The sequence below is a fragment of the Corynebacterium sp. A21 genome (assembly GCF_052266655.1).
GTDB lineage: Bacteria > Actinomycetota > Actinomycetes > Mycobacteriales > Mycobacteriaceae > Corynebacterium.
Genome location: NZ_JBQPQY010000001.1, coordinates 195,564 through 216,823 on the forward strand (window position 1 = coordinate 195,564; position 21,260 = coordinate 216,823).

Here is a 21,260-nt window from a genome sequence, read left to right on the forward strand (position 1 = left end):
CTAGCCTTGCACGGGGCGTCGCGAAGCATCCGCGATGCGGTGGAAGAGCTCGGATTTCGGCAGATCCTCCAGCAACACCGGATGTCCGTCGATATCGCAGAGCGGGATACACCAGTTGGGGTAGAGATCCTTGGTGGTGCCCGGCTGGTTCTGGGCGCGATGGTCGCCAACCATATCCACCAGGGAGACACAGGTCAGAGCAGAGGGGGTGCCGGCGATGAAGCGGTGCAGGCCGACCAGCAGATCCTCGGTGGCACCGCGATCTGAGCGCTCCCGGCCGCCAAAGTTCCGCCCCGCCAGGTCGGTGCCCGCGAAACCTTCGGTGGACGCGACCTGGTCGAGGATCTCGTTCTGCCAGACCAGATCTTCGGCGTGCTCCTGCGCAGCATCAGTGGTGAGCACTCCCAGGCGTTCGCGGAGATCGATGTGTTCACCTTCGAGGTAGCCGACCGAGGGCGGCAGATCGTGGGTGTTCACGGAGGACAGTGCCAACTGGCGGTACTCGCCCTGGTGGCGCGGGCCGCTGCTAGGGGAGTGTTCGAACCAGAGGATGGAGGTGCCCAGAATGCCGCGCTCGGCGAGCACGTCCTGAACCCAGGGTTCGAAGGTGCCCATGTCCTCGCCGATGACCACCGCATCCGCGCGTTCCGCTTCGAGCGCGAGGATGCCGACCAGGGCGTCGTGATCGTAGTTGACGTAGGTACCGGTGGAGGGGTGCTGCATCCGCGGCATCCAGAACAGCCGGAAGAGGCCGAGGATGTGGTCGACCCGGATACCACCGGAGTGGCGCAGCACGGTGCGCAGCAGATTACGCCAGGGTAGGTAACCTGCCTCCGCCAGCTTGTCCGGGTGCCACGGCGGTTGGGACCAGTCCTGGCCCTGCTGGTTATAGGGGTCCGGCGGTGCGCCGACAGAGGCATCCGGAGCGAGGACCTCGACCAGGTTATTGGCATCCGCGCCGCCAGGGTGCACCCCGACCGCGAGATCAGCCATCACCCCGATCGACATGCCCGCAGCAGTGGCCCGGTGCTGGGCCTGCGCCAGCTGCTCATCGCAGAGAAACTGCAGCCACATGTAGAAATCGGCGACCTCTTCCACCGGGGTGGAAAGCTGATGAGCATTGGCAGCCTGGGCATTGAGTTCCTGTCGGGCGCACCACAGGGCGAAGTCAACCAGACCAGCCCCCTCGCGCTCCTTGAACTCAAGATATTCGCCGGTGCGCTGCTCGGTGCGCGGCAGCGCGTGCAGTTCACGCAATACCTGGAGCTTCGCCTCATAGACCGGGTTGCGCTCAATGATGTCCGCGGAGGTGTTGAGCTCCTTGAACTCCGCCGCCAGTTCCCCGACTTCTTCCTGCAGGGCGGAATCCAACTGGGCGAGCTCGGGGATATCCTCGATCCGCAGATAGATCGGGTTGGTGAAGCGGCGGGTGGTCGGCAGGTAGGGGGAGTCCTCGGCGGGTGGGAACGGCTCGGCGGCGTGCATCGGGTTGATGAGCAGGAAGTCCGCGCCGGCCTCCTTCGCCACGACCTCGGCCAGGGAACCCAGGTCGTGGAAATCACCCATGCCCCAGGAATCCCCGGAACGTACCGAGTAGATCTGCGCCATCACCCCGCCCGCCGGCTTTGCCAGGTACCGGTCGGTGGTGGACAACCGCGCCGGAGTGATGATCAACCCACAGCTGGCATGTAGCTCAGCGGAGCGCAATTGGATGTGGTGCCAGCCCAGCGGCAACTCAGGGGGCAGCTGGAAGCTGGCTTCGCCCCAGGTCGTGCCGTTGATCTCCCGCGGCGGGGTCCAGTTATCCACCTGCACCGGGGTCAGCGTGGTGCCGTCCTCGAGGATGATGCTGACCTCGGCGGGGGCGCCATCATGGACGTGGACATCAAAAGTCCGCTGATCGCCGGCCACCGCCACCACACAGGCGGGCAGTGGGCGGGACGCAGCAATCTCCTCCCGGTGCAGCAGTGCGGCCCGCAACCCAGCTTCGTCCCCGGCGCCGAGGTCGACGCCGAGTGCCTGCAGGATTTTGAGCAGGGTGTCCTCGGAGACGAGGACCTGCTCGCCACTGCTTGCCCAGTACTCAGTGGCCACGCCGTGTGCCGTGGCCAGTTCCCTCAACGCATCGTGGTAAGTCACAAGGGCTGATTCTGCCATTAACAATCGCCCCCTGCTCCCTTAATGGAATATGAGGGGGTGATGCCTACGCGCCTGAGGGAACAAAGGCCGGTAGATTATGAGGTGAGCGTCACTTTCGAATTCCAGTGGTTGAGTGTGCACGCGGCTAAGTGAAACAGCGATCCCCAGAAAGCGAGATGCCCCCGTGCAGGAGTACCACAGCCCGGCAAACTTCGAGGTCAAAGCAGGTGAGACCTGCCTGACGGCAATGTTGGACAGCGCCCGCGCCCGGCCCTACGGAGTGCTGTTCACCCGGCCGAAAAATTATGAGTGGGTCAATGTCACCGCCGAGGAATTCATCCGCGAGGTTTATGACGTGGCCAAGGGACTGATAGCCAATGGGGTGCAGCAGGGCGACCGTATCGCACTGCTGGCCGCCACCCGCTATGAGTGGTCGCTGCTGGATTACGCCATCTGGGCAGCCGGCGCCGCCAGCGTGCCGATCTACCCTTCCTCCTCGCTGGGGCAGGTGCAGTGGATCATCGAGGACTCCGGCGCGGTATTGGGCATCACCGAGACCAGGGAACACAGCGAGCTGATGGAACTGCTGCTGCTTGACGAAGAAGGCCAGCCGAAGATCATAGATTCCCGCAGCCAGTTGCGTCGCATCCTCGAGATCAACTCCTCGGCCATCGAGACCCTCAAATTCGAGGGGCGTCCCATCGAGGATGCTGAGGTCGACGCCCGCATCGCGGCCACCACCGGTGAGGACCTGGCCTCCATCGTCTATACCTCCGGCACCACCGGCCGACCCAAGGGCTGTGAACTGACCCACAGCAATTGGATCCATCAGATCCGGGGCCTGTTGACCCACCCGATCGGCGCGATCGCGGTCCCCGGCACCCGGGTGGTCACCTACCTGCCGATGGCACATGTCCTGGCACGCGCGGTCTCCCTGGCGGTCGGCATCGGTGGCTCCACCCAGTCGCACTGGTCGGACACCTCCACCCTGACGGTGGAGCTGCAGCGCTCCCACCCGAACCTGTTGCTCGGGGTGCCCCGGGTCTTCGAGAAAGTACGCAACTCCGCCGCGAACAGCGCCAAGGAGGGCGGTCCGCTCAAGGCGGGGATCTTCGCCCAAGCCGAGAAGACCGCCATCGAGTACTCCCGTGCGATGGATACCGAAGCTGGCCCCTCCCGGGTGCTGGCGGGGAAGCAGAAGGTCTTTGACCGGCTGGTGTACAGCAAGATCCGCAGCGCGATCGGTGGGGCAGTCTGGTACTGCATCACCGGTGGTTCGGCGATGAGCGCCGAGCTCTCCCACTTCTTCCGCGGCATGGGCCTGCCCATCTATGAGGGTTATGGCCTGACCGAGACTGCGGCGGCGGCAGCGGTGGATTTCGAGGACCAGAAGATCGGCACGGTGGGCCGGCCGATGCCGGGCACCACCATCCGGGTCAATGAGGAGGGCGAGATTCTGGTCAAAGGGCCGATCGTCTTCAAGGGTTATTGGAATAACCCGGTGGCCACCGCCGAGTCCAAGGATGCCGAGGGCTGGTACAACACCGGCGATCTCGGTGAACTGCATGAGTCCGGCCACCTGGAGATCACCGGCCGGAAGAAGGATCTGATCGTCACCGCCGGCGGCAAGAATGTCGCTCCAGGCCCGGTGGAGGAGTCCCTTCGTTCCCACCCGCTGATCAGCCAGGCGATGCTCGTCGGTGATGGTAAGCCCTTCATCGGCCTGCTGGTCACCCTCGACGATGACGCGCTCCGGCACTGGAAGCTCGACCGTCATGTCGCTGAGTCCACCTCCGTGAAGGATCTGGCGACCGACCCTTCACTGCGGGCGGAGATCCAGGACGCGATCAACACCGCCAACCAGATGGTCTCCCAGACCGAGTCGATCAAGCGCTTCTACATCCTCAACCAGGATCTGACAGAAGAGGCGGATGAGTTGACCCCGACCCTGAAGGTTAAGCGCAATGTGGTGGTGCGCCGCTATTCCGAGGCCATCGATCACATTTACAAGCCGCGCTAGCTAGTTCACCGGCGCACCACCACCAGCTGAGGAGTGCACTGGGATAGCTGTGCCGGTAGCCGGCGCGGCGGTGTTCAGGGCTGTTCCGGACCTTAAAATGAGGGGCGGCGGGCTCGGTGGTTCGTGGTCTCGGGAAGAGCCCGGGGGCAGCCTGAACCGGAACATTCCGACACGCGCGGCGGGGCAAACCGACAATTGCCTGAATCTTACTTAAAGTCACCTAGCAGAAGAGAAAAGTCTCAAGTGGAACTTGAGGGTAATCGGCCTGCGGAAGGAGCCGTCTGGATGATCAAGACCGCCGCCGAGCTGCGACACCGCGAGCTCACGCAGGAGATCTACAATATCGGCGATGAAGTCGCCGACTACCTCGAGCATCTCATCGAGTCCCTGGCGGACTGGGACAGCGAGCTCGTCGAGGACAGTCTCGTGGAATTCGGTGAGATCCTGGAGGATGCGCGTCTCGACGCCCGCCGCATCACCGCTGAGCTCACCGGCCTGCGGCAGGCCCTGACCTCGGGGCTGCGCGCCGGGACCGTCAGTTTCCAGCCGAGTCTGGTTGAGCCAAGCGTCGCAAAGCCGGCGGAGCTCGATGCTGAGTGGCTGCGTGTGGCGTACCCGATCACCGCCCGGCCGGTTATCGTCCGGGAACTCGCGGTGGCGTTGAAGGCCCGCACTGAAACAGTGATCGAGCACCTCGAGATTCTGGTGCAGTGGACTCTCCAGCAGACCGGGCTGGTGGCCAATGATCTCAACGCCCCCTCATTGCCGCTGGTCTATCAGCAGGTGCGTACCCGCGTTGAGGTGGCCATCGCCGCCTGGCTGGAATCGGTCGCGCAGGAACATCCCGGCTACACCCGCGCGATGCGGGGCACGAACCCGCCGGAATTCCTCGCCGAAAGGGCGCGGGTGGATGCCATCGTGGCCAAGGTCGCCGAAAAACGAGCGGCCGCCCGCCGCGTGGTCGCCGGTGGCGGCTACGCTTCCTGAGTATGGCTACCCCTTTCGGCGTCTATCTTCACGTCCCCTTCTGTACCACCCGCTGCGGATACTGCGATTTCAACACCTACACCGCCGGAGAGCTCGGCAGCAGCGCAAGCCCGGCGTCCTACCTGGACGCCCTCGAGCGTGAGCTCGAGATGGCGGCGGCCTCCCTGGCCGCCTCCGGAGAACCCCTGCGCAGCGCCGATACCGTCTTCATCGGCGGCGGCACCCCCTCGCTGCTGGGCGAGGCCGGCCTGAACCGTCTCCTGGCGGCGGTGCGCAACTCCTTCGGGCTCAGTGTCGGGGCGGAGGTCACCACCGAATCCAACCCGGAATCCACCAGCCCCGCCTTCTTTGAAGGGCTGTTGGAAGGTGGTTTCACCCGCATCTCACTGGGCATGCAGTCCACCGCGCAGCATGTGCTGCAGGTGCTGGAGCGTCGTCACACCCCGGGTCGTCCGGTTGCGGCCGCCTTAGAAGCGCAGCGTGCCGGTTTTGAGCACATCAACCTCGACATGATCTACGGCACCCCGACCGAGACCGATGATGATGTCCGTGCCACCCTCGACGCCGTCCTGGAGTCCGGGGTCGACCATGTCTCCGCCTACTCCTTGATCGTGGAGGAGGGCACCGCCATGGCGCGCAAGGTCCGCCGCGGGGAGCTCCCGGCACCCGATGAAGATGTCCTCGCCGACCGCTACCTCATCATCGACCAGCGACTCAAGGACGCTGGGCTGGAGTGGTACGAGGTGTCCAACTGGTCCAAGCCGGGCGGGGAGTGCCGGCACAACCGGATCTACTGGGTCGACGGCGACTGGTGGGGAGCTGGCCCGGGTGCCCATTCCCACCTCGGTGACTCCCGTTTCTACAACATCAAACACCCCGCCAGCTATGCCCACAAGGTGGCGGAAGGACAGCTGCCCATCAAGGGCACCGAGCTTTTGACCGCAGCGGATCACCACACCGAGAAGATCATGCTGGGCATGCGGCTGCGCGAGGGCGTGCCACGGAACTGGTTCGCTGAGGCCGCCGATCCGGTGATCGCCGACTTCCTCGAACGCGGCCTGCTGGGACTGGATGGCGGGCGGCTGGCGTTGGCGGAACCCGGACGCTTGCTTGCAGATGGCATGATCACCGATATTCTGGTGGCAGAAGAAAACTAGCCGGACAGCTGGAGGGAGGGGAGAACCATGGTCAGTGCAGCGGAACGCCGTCGCCAGGAAGTACTGCGGGCGATCGTCGCCGACTACATCGCCTCACAGGAACCGGTGGGCTCCAAGGCTCTCCTGGACCGCCACCACCTCAAGGTCTCCTCGGCGACCATCCGTAATGACATGGCGGTCTTGGAATCTGAGGGGTTCATCGTGCAGCAGCACGCCTCCTCGGGCCGGATTCCCACGGAGAAGGGCTACCGCGAGTTCGTGGACTCCATCCACGAGATCAAGCCGCTCAGTGCCGCGGAACGCCGGGCGATAGTCGGCTTCCTGGAGGAGGGCGTGGACCTGGAGGACGTGTTGCGTCGTTCGGTGCAGCTGCTCAGCCAGTTGACCCGTCAGGCAGCCATCGTGCAGCTGCCCACCCTCAAACTTTCCCGGGTCAAGCATTGTGAGGTGGTGCTGTTATCCCCGCACCGGTTGCTACTGGTGCTGATCACGGACACCGGTCGGGTGGACCAGCGCAATGTGGAGCTGGAGTTCCCGATCTCCCCGGAGGAGCAGTCCCGGCTGCGGGATCTGCTCAACTCGGAACTGGTGGACAAGACCCTCGGCGATGCCTCCACCTCCCTGGCGGAGCTCGCGGAGAACGCCCCGGAGGATATCCGGATAGTGGTGATCCAGGCCTCCACGGTGCTGATCGAGACCCTGGTGGAGCAACCCACTGACCGGTTGATTCTGGCGGGTACCTCCAATCTGACCCGTGGGGTGCGTAATTACCCGGCAGGGCTGCCGATGGTGCTTGAGGCTCTGGAAGAGCAGATGGTGGTGCTCAAGCTGCTGGGCAACGTCCGTGACCTGGGCGATGTCATGGTGTCCATCGGTGGGGAGAATGAGGTGGTGGAGCTGCGGTCGACCTCGGTGGTCACCACCGCCTATGGTTCCGATGGTGCCGCCTTGGGGGGTCTGGGTGTGGTTGGACCCACCTTCATGGACTACACGGGAACTATTTCCAAGGTCTCAGCCGTTGCACGCTATGTCAGCCGGGTTCTCGCCGGCGAATAAAGTTGAGTGTTCCGTTATCAACCATGGGTGCCGGGGCGTTAGAATGGCTCGGGTATCTGAAAGACCATCATTTCATTGTGAGTAAAGGAAGTACGAACTAACCGTGGCTCGTGATTATTACGGCATCCTTGGCGTCGACCGTTCCGCGACGGATCAGGAGATCAAGAAGGCTTATCGCAAGCTGGCCAGGAAGTACCATCCGGATGTCAATGACACAGATGAGGCAGCGGAGAAGTTTCGTGAGGCCTCAGTGGCGCACGAGGTCCTGACCGACCCGGAGAAGCGCCGCATCGTAGACATGGGTGGAGATCCGATGGAGCAAGGCGGCGGCCAGCCCAGTGGCGGGGGCGGTGGTTTCGGCGATATCTTCGAGGCTTTCTTCGGGGGCGGGGCCGGCGGCGGTTCCCGTGGCCCGCGTTCGCGGGTCCAACCGGGCAATGATGCCCTGCTGCGGACCGCGATCACCCTCGAGGAGGCCTATGCCGGGGTCAAGCAGGAGATCACGGTTGATACCGCGATCCTCTGTGACCACTGTGAGGGCACCGGATCGAAGTCCAAGGCTAGGCCCACCACCTGTGGCACCTGCCACGGCTCCGGAGAAGTACAGCAGGTGGAGCGCACCTTCCTGGGCAATGTCATGACCTCGCGTCCCTGCGGCACCTGTAGCGGTTATGGCGAGATCATCGCCGACCCCTGCGAGAAGTGCGGCAGCGCGGGCCGGGTCAAGGCACGCCGTGACCTGGTGGTCAACATTCCCGCCGGCATCGATGACGGCATGCGCATCCGCATGGCCGGTCAGGGCGAGGTGGGTCAGGGCGGTGGCCCGGCCGGTGACCTCTACGTTGAGGTAGCCACCCGCCGCCATAAGATCTTCAGCCGCGAGGGCAATGATCTGCATCTGACCGTCAAGGTGCCGATGTTCGATGCCGCTCTGGGCGCAGATTTCCAGGTCGAGGACCTGGCGGGGGAGAAGGTCTCGGTCACCATTTCCCCGGGCACCCAGCCCGGCCAGGAGATCCGCCTCGAGGGTGAGGGCATGCCTCAGCTTCGGAGCCAGAACTTCGGTGACCTGATCGCGCATGTCGATGTGGTCATCCCGACCGAACTCGATGACACCTCCCGTGATCTGCTCACCCAGCTGCGGGATCACCGGGCTGAGGCCTCCTCGGTGCGTAGTGAAGACGATGGCGAGGAATCCCTGTTCAGCCGACTGCGTAACCGCTTCCGCCGCTGATGTCGCTGCCGGTTTTTCACTTCGATGCGGCCCTGCCCGGGGTCGGCGAGCAGATACAGCTCGACGGTCCCGAAGGCCGTCACGCGGCCACAGTCAAGCGCCTGGGGCCCGGTGAGCTGCTGAAGCTTATCGACGGCCGCGGGGGCTGGGCACAGGCTGAGGTGCTCACGGCGTCGAAAAGCGCCCTGGGGTTGAAGGTGCTCGAGGTGGGCACCGATCCGGTGCCGACCCCGCGGGTCACCGTGGTGCAGGCGCTGCCGAAGTCCGAGCGTTCTGAGCTGGCCATTGACCTGGCCACCCAGGCAGGTGCGGATGAGATCATCGCCTGGCAGGCGCAGCGTTGCGTGGCCAGGTGGACCGGCCCGAAGGCCGCCAAGGGGGTGGCGAAGTGGGAGGCGACGGCACTGGCTGCGGCTAAGCAGTCGCGCCGCTCGACCGTTCCCCGGATTTACCCTTCACCTGTGGGCACCGCCGAGCTGGTGGAGCTGCTGGTGGGGGAGCCGGACGCCCTGGTGCTGGTCCTGCATGAGGATGCGGCCACCCCGATCAAGGCGCTCGAGCTCAGCGAAGTAGCACAGGTGTACCTGATCATCGGTCCCGAAGGTGGCATCGGTGAAACCGAACTGGCCCAGTTGCGCAGTGCCGGAGCCCGGCCGGTGAAACTCGGTCCCGAGGTGCTGCGCACCGCGAGCGCGGCGATGGTCGCTCTCGCCGCCCTCGGGGTACTGACCTCCCGCTGGTAAGGTGACCAATAATTTCCCTCAAGATGAAAGCAGGCGCTGAACACAACGTGGCAGCCTCCAAACACCCCAAGGAGACCCGTCGCCGGGTCGAGGCGATCACCCGGAGTGTGGAACTGGACCAGCAACATGTTCAGACCATCCTGGGGATCAACGATGATAATCTGCGGGTTCTCAACAACCAGCTCGGTGCGCATCTCTTCGCCCGAGGCACCGTCGTGCGGATCACCGGGCCAGCCCACGAGGTCGCCCGCTCGCTGAAGGTGCTCGAGGAACTGCAGTCCATCGCCCGTCGCGGCCAGGTGATCACCCCGGACGGCGTCAAGCACGCTGTCGGCATCGTCACGGTGGAGGCCCCTCAGTCGGTGCGCGAGGTACTCGGCTCCGATATCATCTCCCGCCGCGGCAAGGTGGTGCGCCCGAAGACCCTGGGACAGAAGGAATACGTCGACGCGATCGACGAGAACACCGTTGTCTTCGGCGTCGGTCCAGCCGGTTCCGGTAAGACCTATCTCGCCATGGCCAAGGCGGTGCAGGCATTGCACTCGAAGCAGGTCCAGCGCATCATCCTCACCCGTCCCGCGGTGGAGGCCGGCGAGAAGCTGGGCTTTCTGCCCGGCACCCTGAACGAGAAGATCGACCCCTATCTCCGTCCGCTGCATGATGCACTGCGGGAGATGGTGGACCCGGAGACCATCCCGAAGCTGATGGAGGCCGGGGTCATCGAGGTCGCGCCGCTGGCGTATATGCGTGGCCGCACCCTCAACGATGCCTTCATCATCCTTGATGAGGCACAGAACACCACTCCGGCGCAGATGAAGATGTTCCTGACCCGTCTCGGCTTCGGCTCGAAGATGGTGGTCACCGGCGACATCACCCAGATCGACCTGCCCGGCGGACAGAAGTCCGGTCTGCGGGTGGTGCGCCACATCCTCCGCGGTGTTGAGGATGTGCACTTCAGTGAACTCAGCAGCGGCGATGTGGTCCGTCACCAGTTGGTCGGCCGGATCGTCGAGGCCTATGACGACTATGAGGAAGATGATCAGCGATGAGCATTGAAGTTTTCAATGAATCCGGTATTGCCAGCATCAACGAGGAAATGCTTATCGACGCCCTCTCCTTCGCCCTCGGCGAAATGGACGTCCACCCCGATGCGGAGGCCGCCATCCACATCGTGGACCTGGCCACCATCGCCGAGCTGCACGTGCGCTGGCTGGACCTTGAAGGCCCGACCGATGTGATGAGCTTCCCGATGGACGAGCTCACCCCCGGCGGCGGCGCCCGCCCAGATGCCGATGAACCGGGCCCCGCCCTGCTCGGCGACATCGTGCTCTGCCCGGAGTTCGCGGAGAAGCAGGCCACCGCCGCCGGACACGGACTAGACCATGAACTGGCCCTGCTGACCATCCATGGTTGCCTGCACCTGCTCGGCTACGACCACACCACCGCCGAGGAGGAGCGCGAGATGTTCGCTCTCCAGAACGAACTATTGGCCGACTGGTACGACGATCTCAAGCGTCGTGGCCTGGAGTACCACCCGCGTCCCACCGGCCCGGGGGCCTTCCCCTCGGCCGCGGACCGCGAGGCACTCGATGAGAAGATGGGCGAGGCAGATTCCTAGATGGGGGCATTAGCTTGGGGACTGGTCACGATTCTCGCGCTGCTGGCCGCCGGCCTGATCGGCACGGTGGAAGCGGCGGTGTCCAGCATCTCTCGGGCCCGGGTGGAACAACTGGTCAAAGATGAGGTCCAGGGCGCACCGGCGCTGTTGAAGATACTCATCGACCGGGCTAAACACATCAACCTGCTGGTGCTGCTGCAGAATCTGCTCAGCGTCAGTGCCGCCGTTTTTGCGGCGGGCCTGGCGATGGCACTGCTCGATAACGACCCGCTGGCGATCACCGTCGCCATCATCTCCGTCACCCTGGTCACCTTCGTGGTCATCGGCTTCTTCGCCCGGACCATGGGACGCAAGAACCCGTACACCATCTCCCTGCGTTCGGCGATGGTGCTCTCGGCGCTGGCCTTCGTATTGGGTCCGGTGATCAAGCTGCTGATCTGGCTCGGCAACCTGATTTCACCGGGTGCCGGATTCCGGGACGGACCCTACTCCACCGAGATCGAGCTGCGGGAGATGGTCGACATCGCCCAGGAGCACGGCATCGTGGAGATCGGGGAACGGCGGATGATCCAGAACGTCTTCGATCTGGCACTGACCAATGCCCGCCAGGTGATGGTGCCGCGACCCGAGATGATCTGGATCGAATCCGATAAGACCGCCGGACAAGCGGTGACCCTCTGCGTGCGTTCCGGTAACTCCCGCATCCCGGTGGTCGGCGAGAACGTCGATGACATCGTCGGCGTGGTCTACCTCAAAGACCTGATGGCACAGACCTACACCGCCACCGATGGCGGCCACTCAGTCATGGTCACCGATGTCATGCGCGAGCCCAGTTTCGTGCCGGACTCTAAACCGCTGGATGAACTGCTGCACCAGATGCAGGTCGACCACACCCACCTGGTGATGCTGGTCGACGAATACGGCGGCATCGCCGGCCTGGTCACCATGGAAGACATCCTGGAGGAGATCGTCGGCGAGATCGCCGATGAGTACGACGAGCGGGAGGTGGCGCCCATCGAACAGCTCTCGGCGGACACCTACCGCGTGGTGGCCTGGCTGCCCCTGGATGACCTCATGGAGCAGATCGAGGAGGACCATGAACGAGAAATCGAGTTCAGCGAGGAGCTGCTCGATCAGGTGGACACCGTCGCCGGTCTGATCGCCTTTGAGATTGGCCGGGTACCGCTGCCAGGTGCCCAGGTGAGCACCCACGGGCTTAACCTCACCGGCCTCGGAGGCCAGGATCGACGGGGTCGGGTGCGGGTGCGTTCCGTGCTCGTGGAGGTTACTTCTCCCACTGATGGAGAATCCGCTGCGGAGTTGGAGGCTTCTTCACGCTAGAGTGGAGGAATAATCTTTCTCTAGCTAAGGATGGCCTGTTGAGCTTCACCAGCACCCCGGAGGGCTTCCGCTCCGGATTCGTCAGCTTCGTCGGACGCCCGAACACGGGTAAGTCCACTCTCACCAATGCACTGGTGGGGGAGAAGATCGCGATCACCGCGGATCAACCCGAAACCACCCGTCATCCGATCCGAGGCATCGTCCACCGCAAGGACTCCCAGATCATCGTGGTGGATACCCCGGGCCTGCACAAGCCACGAACCCTGCTGGGCGAGCGGCTCAATGAACAGGTCAAGGAGACCTACGCCGATGTCGATATCATCGGCCTGACCATCCCGGCGGACGAGAAGATCGGACCCGGTGACCGTTGGATCCTGGAGGCGGTGCGCAATGTCGTGCCCAAGACCCCGATCATCGGCATCGTGACCAAGCTGGACAAGGCCACCAAAGACCAGGTCGGCGCGCAGCTGGTGGCCCTGCATGAACTCCTCGGCGGTAACTCCGAGGTCGTTCCGGTGTCGGCACAGGAGGGCATCCAGACTGAGGTCCTGCTCAACGTCATCGCCGGCCTGCTGCCGGAGGGGCCCAAGCTCTACCCGGATGACCACATCACCGATGATGACACCGAGACCCGTCTCGCCGAGATGATCCGCGAGGCGGCACTGTCCGGACTCAAGGACGAGCTCCCGCACTCGGTGGCCGTCGAGATCGACGAGATCCTCCCCAATAAGGATCGCGAGGGAGTCCTTGACGTCCACGCCGTGATCTATGTGGAGCGTCCCGGGCAGAAGACCATCCTCATCGGCAAGGACGGTCGTCGGCTGTCGCGCATCACCCATATCGCGCGCCAGGACATCATGGCGTTGCTGGGTTCCAATGTGTACCTGGACATCCGTCTGAAGGTGCTCAAGAACTGGCAGTCCGATCCGAAGTCCCTGGGCCGACTGGGCTTTTAGGCGGCCCGAGGATCATGCGGCGGGAGAATTACCGCGACCGTGCGGTGGTGATCCGGACCCACGATTTCGGGGAGGCGGACCGGATCATTGTCCTGTTGACCCGCTCCCACGGGATCGTCCGGTCCGTGGCGAAGGGGGTTCGCCGCGCCAAATCCCGCTTCGGTTCCCGGCTCCAGCTCTTCGTCGAGCTTGATGTCTCCCTCTACCCCGGCCGCACCCTGGCCACCATCGCCGGGGCAGACACCCTTAACTACTTCGCCTCCGGCATCATCGAGGAGTACCCGCGCTACACTGCGGCCTGTGCCGCTCTGGAGAGCGCCGGCCGTCTCGCCGTGGTCGAGCAGGGGGAGGATCCCTGGCTCTATGACGCGCTCGTCGATACGCTCGGGCGGATCCAAGTCGAAGCACACCCGGAGGTCGTGCTTGATGCATTCCTCCTACAAGCGATGAAACACGCTGGCTGGGCACCGAGTCTCTTTGACTGCGCCCAGTGCAATGCGCCGGGCCCACACCATGCCTTCCACCCCGGGGCGGGTGGTGCGGTCTGCCTGAACTGCCGACCCACCGGATCCGCGGAAATCCCGGCGGAGACCCTGCACCTGATGTGGCTGCTCAGTGGCGGGCACCGGGAGAGCACGGCAAGCTACCTGGGAAAACCTGAGATCCTTGCCGCTGCGCACCGGCTGACCACCGCGCACCTCCAGTGGCACCTGGAGCAGAAGCTGCCATCGTTGAAGATCCTCGATCAGGGATAAGGCACAATAGAACCTGTGAATCTCAATCCTCCGCAGATCCCCGAAAAATTCCTCCCCAAGCACATCGCGCTGGTGATGGATGGCAACGGACGCTGGGCTCAGGAACGGGGCCTGGCACGGACCGAAGGTCATAAGCGTGGCGAGGCGGTCCTCATGGATGCCGTCGACGCCTGCCTCGCGATGGGGGTCACCCATCTCTCGGCCTATGCCTTCTCCACCGAGAACTGGCGCCGGAGTGCCAGTGAGGTCCGCTTCCTCATGGGCTTCAACCGCGATGTGCTGCGCCGCCAGCGGGATGTTCTCAACGAGAAGGGGGTGCGGGTGCGCTGGGTCGGGCGCCGCCCCCGGCTCTGGCGTTCGGTGATCCGTGAGCTGGAGACCGCTGAGGAAATGACCGATGGCAACACCCGGATGACCTTGTACATGTGCATCAACTACGGTGGCCGTGCCGAAATCGTCGATGCTGTCCGGGACATCGCCCGCCGTGCTGCACTCGGGGAACTGCGTCCCGAGGACATCACCGAGAAGACCTTCGGCAGCTTCCTCAATGAACCGGACATGCCCGATGTCGACCTGTTCCTGCGTCCCTCGGGTGAAAAGCGCACCTCAAACTTCCTGCCCTGGCATTCCACCTATGCCGAGCTTGTCTACCAGGACAAGCTCTTCCCTGACTTCACGCCACAGGACATGTTTGACGCCGTCGAGGAGTATGCCCGCCGTGATCGCAGGTTCGGTGGAACGAAGTAATCTGAGGGGCATGATCAGGGAAATGGACAAACCGACGCGGCGCCAGATCAACCGCTGGCGGCGTTATCTCGCTAATGAACGGGCGGAGGCCGCGGTCTACCGGGAACTCGCCGCCCACCGCAGTGGGGAAGAGCGGGAAATTCTCCTGGCATTAGCCGAAGCGGAGAACCGCCACGAAAGCTATTGGCAAGAGAAGCTCGGCAACGATATCGGGATGCCGCTGCAGCCGGGACTGGGTACCCGGATCAACGGCTTCATGGCCCGGCGATACGGGTCGGTGTTCACCCTGGCCATGATGCAGTCCGCGGAAAACCGCACTCCTTATCTCTCCGATGCGGATGCCTCCGAGCAGATCGCTGCGGATGAGAAGATCCACGCTGAGGTGGTCCGTGGACTTGCTTCCCGGGGGCGGGAGAAACTCTCCGGATCCTTTCGCGCCGCAGTATTCGGGGCGAATGACGGACTGGTGTCTAACCTCGCCCTGGTGCTCGGTGTGATGGGTTCCGGTGTCGCCCCGAATATCGTGTTGCTGACGGGTATCTCCGGTCTGCTGGCCGGGGCGTTATCCATGGCGGCCGGCGAGTATATTTCGGTGCGCTCCCAGCAGGAGCTGCTGGAGGCGGCGCGGCCCGGCCAGGACGCACAAGAGGTGGTGCCGCGGCTGGATGTGAACGCCAATGAACTGGCGCTGGTCTATCGTGCCCGGGGGATGTCCCAGGCGGATGCGGAAGTGCAGGCGATGGCGGTGCTGCAACGTCGGGACCACCCTGATCCCGTCGAGGCTGTGGTGGAGAAGGACTTCGGTGGCAGCCCCATGTCTGCGGGTCTGTCCAGCTTCCTCTTCTTCTCCTCCGGAGCGGTGCTGCCGCTGCTCCCCTTCATTTTCGGAGCCAGCAACCTGGTGGGTGGTGTTATTGCTTTGGTGCTGGTGTCTTTGGCGCTGATGCTCACGGGTTCCATCACCGGCCTGCTCTCCGGAAAACCGCCGTTGTACCGGGCGCTACGTCAGTTGGTTATCGGGTTGGGCGCGGCTGCGATCACCTTTGGCCTGGGCGCGGCTTTCGGCGCCCTACTCTGATCCTTCCTGCTTTCTTATGGCGAGGCAGGCCGGGCAGCGGCCGAAGATCTCGGCATCGTGTCCGGTGAGCTCGAAGCCGTACTCTGCGGAAATCTGCCGGGCCCAGGATTCCACCGGGCCGCCGGGGATCTCCACGGTTTTTCCGCAGTCAATGCATACCAGATGATGGTGGTGCTTTTGGGTGGAGCAATGGCGGTAGAGAGTTTCACCGTTGCTCATATTGAGGACATCCACGGCTTCGATCTCGGCGAGCGACTGCAGGGTCCGGTAGACGGTAGTCAACCCGACCCTGATATCTCTGCTCTCAAGAGCGGTGTAGATCGATTTGGCGGAGGAAAAATTATCCAATTCCCGCAGCACGTTAATCACGGCGGTACGCTGACGGGTGTTTCGCGCCCCGAGCTTGGGAATGCCGGAGTTGAAGGTGGCCATGACACTACTTTCCTCGTGCTTGGAAGTTGCAGTCAAGGTTACCCCTTCAACTAACTCACTGGTGACCCCGATTCTGGGGGCACATTCTCCAGTGCGAAGACGGCGGCTTCCTGGATCAGATTGATGATGCCGAGGTCAGTGAGCCGGTAATGGCTGCTGCGGCCGCGCTTGTTGAACTCGACGATCCCGCTGTTCTTGAGGATCTTGAGGTGCTGACTGACCAAGGGTTGACTCTTTGCGGTGCTGGCCGAAAGCTCACTGACGGTGTGCTCCCGATTGTGGAGCAGTGAGATGAGCCGCAGGCGCAGCGGCGAGTTCAAGGCGTTGAAAAGCTGATTGGTATGGCTGAGGTCCAGAGAGGTGGGAATGCTAGTGATGTCCCGGCCCCTTTCGCTACTTTAAGAAGAACCTGATTTGTGTCTTGTGTTAAGTATAATATTCCACTGAATGCTCAATTGTAAAAGGGGGGTGTGGGGGGATCTCGTCCCCAGCGCCATTCTTGTTTCGGGTGGTCGCTGGCAGTAGCGGGGTGAGCAGCTAAACTGGCGGGGAGTCTGCGTCGGAGTCAGTGACTCTGAGGCGCAGTGACCTTTATATTCCGATCCCGAGGAGTACCAGAACCCCATGGCGAAGAATTCCGTCATCGACACCGTTGTTAACCTTTGCAAGCGACGCGGCTTGGTTTATCCCGGCGGTGAAATTTACGGTGGTACGCGCTCTTCTTGGGACTACGGTCCGCTCGGTGTCGAGCTGAAGGACAACATCAAGAAGCAGTGGTGGCGTTCCATGGTGCAGTCACGCGACGATGTCGTCGGTGTGGATACCTCCGTCATCCTTCCGCGCCAGGTGTGGGTCACCTCAGGTCACGTTGAGGTTTTCTCTGACCCGCTGATTGAGTCCCTCCACACCCACAAGCGCTACCGTGCCGATCACCTGCTTGAGGCGTACGAGGAGAAGCACGGCCACCCGCCGGTCAACGGCCTGGCCGACATCAATGACCCGGTGACCGGTCAGCCCGGTAACTGGACCGAGCCCAAGGCCTTCTCCGGCCTGCTCAAGACCTACCTCGGCCCGGTTGATGATGAAGAGGGCCTGCACTACCTGCGTCCGGAGACCGCCCAGGGTATCTTCGTCAACTTCAAGAACGTGATGACCTCGGCGCGGATGAAGCCCCCGTTCGGTATCGCCAACATCGGCAAGTCCTTCCGTAACGAGATCACCCCGGGCAACTTCATCTTCCGCACCCGCGAGTTCGAGCAGATGGAGATGGAGTTCTTCGTCAAGCCGGGGGAGGATGAGGAATGGCACCAGTACTGGATCGACACTCGTTTCCAGTGGTACCTCAACCTCGGCATCAAGGAGGAGAACCTGCGCCTCTACGAGCACCCGAAGGAGAAGCTGTCCCACTACTCCAAGCGCACCGTCGATATTGAGTACGCCTTCAACTTCGCCAACACCAAGTGGGGCGAGCTGGAGGGCGTGGCCAACCGCACCGACTATGACCTGCGGGTTCATTCCGAGGGGTCCGGCGAGGACCTGAGCTACTTCGATCAGGAGAGCAACGAGCGGTGGATCCCCTACGTCATTGAGCCCGCCGCCGGCCTGGGCCGCGCGATGATGGTTTTCCTGGTGGATGCCTACCATGAGGATGAAGCACCGAACTCCAAGGGCGGCGTCGATAAGCGCGTCGTGCTCAAGCTGGACCGTCGCCTGGCCCCGGTCAAGGTGGCTGTCCTGCCGCTGTCGAAGAAGGAGGAGCTCGCCGTCCCGGCCCAGAAGTTGGCCGCCGGCCTGCGCGAGTTCTGGAATGTCGACTATGACACCTCCGGTGCCATCGGCCGCCGCTACCGTCGACAGGACGAGATTGGTACCCCCTTCTGCGTGACCTACGATTTCGATTCCCTCGAGGACAATGCCGTCACCGTGCGCGAGCGTGACTCCATGGAACAGGTTCGCGTGCCGCTCAATGAGCTGCAGGGCTACCTCGCACAGCGCCTGATCGGCTGCTGATGCACTACACCTCCTGGGGCAAGCGGGAAAAGGTCGAGAATGAGGTCCGTATTCCACTGCTGATCGAAGCCGGACCAGAGGAACTCGGGGTATTCGGCGAGTCCACCGCCGTCGTTGGCGGCGAGGTCTGGCAGTTGCACTACGAGAAATCCGAGGGTGCCAGGGCAACGCTTAGCGACGGCCGCGTCTTCGAGGCACCCGCCGACTTCGGCCGTGCCAAGCGGATCGAGGTTTCCCTCGCGGGCACGAAGTTCACTCTGGTCAGTGAGACCAGGAACGACTGGATCATCGACGATGCCGCAGGTGACAAGGTGGGGCAGTTCTCCGCCGGAAACAATGGCGTGCGTCGCTCCATCCTCGAGTTCGATGAGGGCGTGCAACTCAGTGATGAGGAGCGTGCCGCCTTGAGCTGGTTCGTCCGGCTGGTGCTGCAGGCCAACCTCGGTTCATCCTCCCGCACCCTGATCGGCACCCTGCTGGGGTTCACGGTCATCGGCCTGATTGCCTTCGTGGTGAAATAGATGGGGGAGCGAGCTGGAAGCTTCACCGAATCTGGTGCCGGGCGGTGGCTGTGGGAGGGCAACCAGCTCTTAGACACCCACGGCAAGCTCATCGCAGAGGTCCGCACTGACCTGATCTATCAAGGCGATGAGCGCCTGCTGGTGGAGAGCAGCCCCGGGCCGTTCCGTTTCCGTGCCCGTGCAACCAGCGCGAACGGGGACGTCTACACCCTGAATCAGGATGGCTACACCGTCAGCCGCCTCCACGCCGATTGCGTGGGGCGGAAGTACACCTTGGAGCGGGTCTCCATGTGGCGCAAGGAACGCCGGATCCTCAATGCTTCAGGGGAGGTCGCTGCGATCGTCCGCCCGCTGGTCTCCGGCAAGGTGGCGGTCTCGGAAGGCCCTGCCGAGGGCTCCATGCCCACCATTGATGCGGTCTTTTTAACCTGGGTATGTGTGTTGGTGGACTCCCCGGTGCGCCGCCCCCGGCTCGCCTAGGGGCTAGAAGCGGCCACCGCGGAAGCCGCCCCCGCCTCCGCCTCCGCCACCGAAGCCACCACCACCGCCACCCCGGCCCCCGCCGGAGAGCAGACTGTTGATTACCATGCCGGCGACGAAGGCACCCGTGCCGCTGTTGCCGCCGCCCCCGCCGCGGTGTCGGTTGCGGTAATCCTCAATATTGCGCTGCGCCTGCTTGAGTGCCCGGGTGCCCAGTGCACTGGCCTGACGGGCGTGTTCGATCGCGGCCCGGGTATCGGAGGAACGTAGTTGCAGCGCCATGGCCTGCAGTCGTTTCGCTTCGGCGAGGTGGGTGCGGGCCTGGGAGCCGATGACCCGTCCGCGGGAGGCGATGAGATCTTCCGCCGTCTGAATCGAGGTGCTCGCGGAGGCTATCTGCTGGTCGAAGAGTTGGAGTAGGCGGGCCTGATCTGCGGCGGTGGTGCGGAGCTGGTCGAGGTGGAGATCAAGTTCCGCGTCGATTTCATTGAGCGAGGTGAATAGGGCGAGGGGATCTCGGTCGCCATTTAGGCGGGCTTCCTCCACCTGCGCGCCAGCCCGAGCCACCACATCATCGATGGTGTTCCAATCGGCCTTGACTTCCTCATGTTTGAGCTGTTCGGCCTCTCGGATCTCTTCTTCAACCTCGGTGATCAGGGCGTCCAGTCCAGCCCGGGCGGCGCGGATATTCTCATCGGCGTGCTCGATGCTGCGCAACTGCCGGTTGGCTACTTCCACGGCGTGCTCGGCATTACGGATCGCGTCGATGAGGCTGCCTTGCTGGCCGGCGGGCCGGGATTCGAGTTCGCGTCCGGCTGCCAGTGCCTTTTCCCCCTCGTCGAGGCTGATGGTCGCGGCCTCGATATTGTCGTCGATGCTGCTGAGGACGTCCGTCGGGTAGTGCTGACGTAATTGATTCAGGACTTCGGCTGCCTGTGGTAGCCGGGCACGTAGGTCAATGGTCTGCTGGGTGATCTCGTCGAGTTTGGCGGGGGCGTTGACCAGCAGGTTGCGCAGCTGGGCGAAGTTGGCAGCCTCGGCATCGAGGGCGTCATCGGCCTGGCCGCAGGTGGAGATGATCTCGACCAGCATATTGCGGCGTTCCGCCTCGGATTCACGGATGGCATCATCCAGGCGCTGCTTGAGGGCGAAAGCGCGCTGCAGGGTGGTGGTGGAGTGGTTCATCGCCCGGGTGAAGGAACGGGTGCGGTCGGGGCCGAACTCGGCGATGGCCAGGTCCAGTTCCTCCCGGCCGCGGCGGATGGATTCATCGGTGGAGACCAGTTCCTCCTGAGCCAGGGATTCCAGGGTCTCCAGGGGCAGTCGCAGTAGTTGGTTGGTGTCGGCAGGGTCGATGCCCCTGGAGTCGGCCAGTAGTTCGGCGTCGGTCTTCTTCTTCCGGCTGCGGGAGTAGGCCCAGAGCCCGCCGCCTGCCACCGCGAGGGCGGCGGTCCCGCCGCCCAGCCAGGCCACCCCGGAACCGGAACCTGAGCCGGCGGCGGCGTCGACAAGCATCAAGGCGGAGCTCGCCCAGTTGGCTCCGGCGAGTTCGGCGTAGGCGGCTTCATACATGTTGCCGAGTTCGGCGTCGGTCCACTGGGAACCGCCGCGCAGCCCGATCATGCGGTCCTCGGTGGCCACCGCGTAGACCGCGACATTGTCACCACCGTTGAGGGCCACGGCCTGTTGGGTCCATTCCTCGGCGCTCATGCCGTTGAAGCTGGGCTGGAACACCACGAAGATCACCCGTTGCTGTTCGATCTGCAGGGCGTTGATCGCTTCCTCGATCTGGTGTTTCTCCGAGGCGGAGAGCACACCGGAGTGATCCGTCACCCGCTCGCTATAGAAGTCGGGGGCCTGCGCCACAATCTCGGCACCTGCCAGAGCCGGACCGAAAGTGCCGCCGAAGAAGGTGATCGTCCCCGCCGTTATGGCAGCCGCCCCGAGTCGCACCAGATTTAGTTCCATGCCGCCCAGATTAGACTG

At 63.5% G+C, this 21,260-nt stretch carries 20 protein-coding genes; 16 read left to right on the forward strand and 4 right to left on the reverse strand.

The features are described 5' to 3' along the window. Positions 1 to 2,139 (reverse strand): 4-alpha-glucanotransferase, encoded by a 2,139-nt coding sequence (gene malQ, locus ACTU46_RS00865; RefSeq protein ID WP_443378039.1) that lies wholly within the window; start codon positions 2,137 to 2,139, stop codon positions 1 to 3. 247 nt (positions 2,140 to 2,386) lie between these two features. On the opposite strand from malQ, the gene ACTU46_RS00870 reads away from it, so the two are divergent. The 13 genes from ACTU46_RS00870 to ACTU46_RS00930 all read left to right on the forward strand — a co-directional run bounded on the left by ACTU46_RS00870 (position 2,387) and on the right by ACTU46_RS00930 (position 15,831). Further along, complete coding sequence (locus ACTU46_RS00870) at positions 2,387 to 4,159, forward strand: AMP-dependent synthetase/ligase (protein ID WP_443379357.1); 1,773 nt, start codon at positions 2,387 to 2,389, stop codon at positions 4,157 to 4,159. Positions 4,160 to 4,444: 285 nt separating this feature from the next. Next, complete coding sequence (locus ACTU46_RS00875; protein ID WP_443378040.1) at positions 4,445 to 5,146, forward strand: hypothetical protein; 702 nt, start codon at positions 4,445 to 4,447, stop codon at positions 5,144 to 5,146. Positions 5,147 to 5,148: 2 nt separating this feature from the next. Further along, the gene (gene hemW, locus ACTU46_RS00880; protein ID WP_443378041.1) at positions 5,149 to 6,303 is read left to right on the forward strand and encodes a radical SAM family heme chaperone HemW; all 1,155 of its coding nucleotides are present in this window, start codon (positions 5,149 to 5,151) and stop codon (positions 6,301 to 6,303) included. Between the two features lie 27 nt (positions 6,304 to 6,330). Continuing rightward, positions 6,331 to 7,359: a heat-inducible transcriptional repressor HrcA gene (hrcA, locus tag ACTU46_RS00885; RefSeq protein ID WP_443378042.1), complete on the forward strand. Its 1,029-nt coding sequence runs from the start codon at positions 6,331 to 6,333 to the stop codon at positions 7,357 to 7,359. Between the two features lie 103 nt (positions 7,360 to 7,462). Continuing rightward, positions 7,463 to 8,593, forward strand: a complete 1,131-nt coding sequence (gene dnaJ / locus ACTU46_RS00890; protein ID WP_443378044.1) for a molecular chaperone DnaJ — start codon at positions 7,463 to 7,465, stop codon at positions 8,591 to 8,593. Next, a complete protein-coding gene (locus tag ACTU46_RS00895; protein WP_443378046.1) occupies positions 8,593 to 9,336 on the forward strand; it encodes a 16S rRNA (uracil(1498)-N(3))-methyltransferase in 744 nt (247 codons plus the stop codon). Before dnaJ ends, ACTU46_RS00895 begins: the two co-directional genes overlap by 1 nt. Positions 9,337 to 9,359: 23 nt before the next feature. Next, positions 9,360 to 10,385, forward strand: a complete 1,026-nt coding sequence (locus tag ACTU46_RS00900) for a PhoH family protein (RefSeq protein WP_443378048.1) — start codon at positions 9,360 to 9,362, stop codon at positions 10,383 to 10,385. Next, a complete protein-coding gene (gene ybeY / locus ACTU46_RS00905) occupies positions 10,382 to 10,954 on the forward strand; it encodes an rRNA maturation RNase YbeY (RefSeq protein ID WP_443378050.1) in 573 nt (190 codons plus the stop codon). Before ACTU46_RS00900 ends, ybeY begins: the two co-directional genes overlap by 4 nt. Then, a complete protein-coding gene (locus ACTU46_RS00910) occupies positions 10,955 to 12,295 on the forward strand; it encodes a hemolysin family protein (RefSeq protein WP_443378052.1) in 1,341 nt (446 codons plus the stop codon). Between the two features lie 38 nt (positions 12,296 to 12,333). After that, on the forward strand, positions 12,334 to 13,251 hold the full coding sequence (era, locus tag ACTU46_RS00915; RefSeq protein ID WP_443378054.1) for a GTPase Era: 918 nt from the start codon (positions 12,334 to 12,336) through the stop codon (positions 13,249 to 13,251). Positions 13,252 to 13,265: 14 nt separating this feature from the next. Further along, a complete protein-coding gene (recO, locus tag ACTU46_RS00920) occupies positions 13,266 to 14,006 on the forward strand; it encodes a DNA repair protein RecO (RefSeq protein WP_443378055.1) in 741 nt (246 codons plus the stop codon). A gap of 75 nt (positions 14,007 to 14,081) precedes the next feature. Further along, positions 14,082 to 14,753 carry an isoprenyl transferase gene (locus ACTU46_RS00925; protein WP_443379359.1) on the forward strand — a complete coding sequence of 224 codons (672 nt, stop codon included), beginning with the start codon at positions 14,082 to 14,084 and terminating at the stop codon, positions 14,751 to 14,753. Positions 14,754 to 14,775: 22 nt separating this feature from the next. Then, positions 14,776 to 15,831 carry a VIT1/CCC1 transporter family protein gene (locus tag ACTU46_RS00930; protein WP_443378057.1) on the forward strand — a complete coding sequence of 352 codons (1,056 nt, stop codon included), beginning with the start codon at positions 14,776 to 14,778 and terminating at the stop codon, positions 15,829 to 15,831. Here ACTU46_RS00930 and ACTU46_RS00935 read toward each other — a convergent pair. Together ACTU46_RS00935 and ACTU46_RS00940 are read right to left on the reverse strand one after the other, a co-directional pair. Further along, complete coding sequence (locus ACTU46_RS00935) at positions 15,823 to 16,263, reverse strand: Fur family transcriptional regulator (RefSeq protein ID WP_443379361.1); 441 nt, start codon at positions 16,261 to 16,263, stop codon at positions 15,823 to 15,825. The genes ACTU46_RS00930 and ACTU46_RS00935 overlap by 9 nt on opposite strands. 50 nt (positions 16,264 to 16,313) lie before the next feature. After that, complete coding sequence (locus tag ACTU46_RS00940; protein ID WP_443379364.1) at positions 16,314 to 16,640, reverse strand: ArsR/SmtB family transcription factor; 327 nt, start codon at positions 16,638 to 16,640, stop codon at positions 16,314 to 16,316. Between the two features lie 247 nt (positions 16,641 to 16,887). Between ACTU46_RS00940 and ACTU46_RS00945 the strand changes: the two genes are divergently transcribed. Genes ACTU46_RS00945 through ACTU46_RS00955 form a run of 3 tightly spaced genes read left to right on the forward strand, consistent with a single transcriptional unit; the run spans position 16,888 to position 19,274 of the window. After that, positions 16,888 to 18,273, forward strand: coding sequence for a glycine--tRNA ligase (locus ACTU46_RS00945; protein WP_443378059.1), 1,386 nt, complete (start codon positions 16,888 to 16,890; stop codon positions 18,271 to 18,273). Next, positions 18,273 to 18,794, forward strand: coding sequence for a hypothetical protein (locus tag ACTU46_RS00950; RefSeq protein WP_443378061.1), 522 nt, complete (start codon positions 18,273 to 18,275; stop codon positions 18,792 to 18,794). The genes ACTU46_RS00945 and ACTU46_RS00950 overlap by 1 nt, the downstream gene beginning before the upstream one ends. Further along, entirely contained in the window at positions 18,795 to 19,274 is a 480-nt protein-coding gene (locus ACTU46_RS00955) for a hypothetical protein (protein WP_443378063.1), read from the forward strand. Between the two features lie 3 nt (positions 19,275 to 19,277). Here ACTU46_RS00955 and ACTU46_RS00960 read toward each other — a convergent pair whose 3' ends face one another. Beyond that, positions 19,278 to 21,242: a TPM domain-containing protein gene (locus ACTU46_RS00960; protein ID WP_443378065.1), complete on the reverse strand. Its 1,965-nt coding sequence runs from the start codon at positions 21,240 to 21,242 to the stop codon at positions 19,278 to 19,280. Positions 21,243 to 21,260 lie beyond the last annotated feature (18 nt).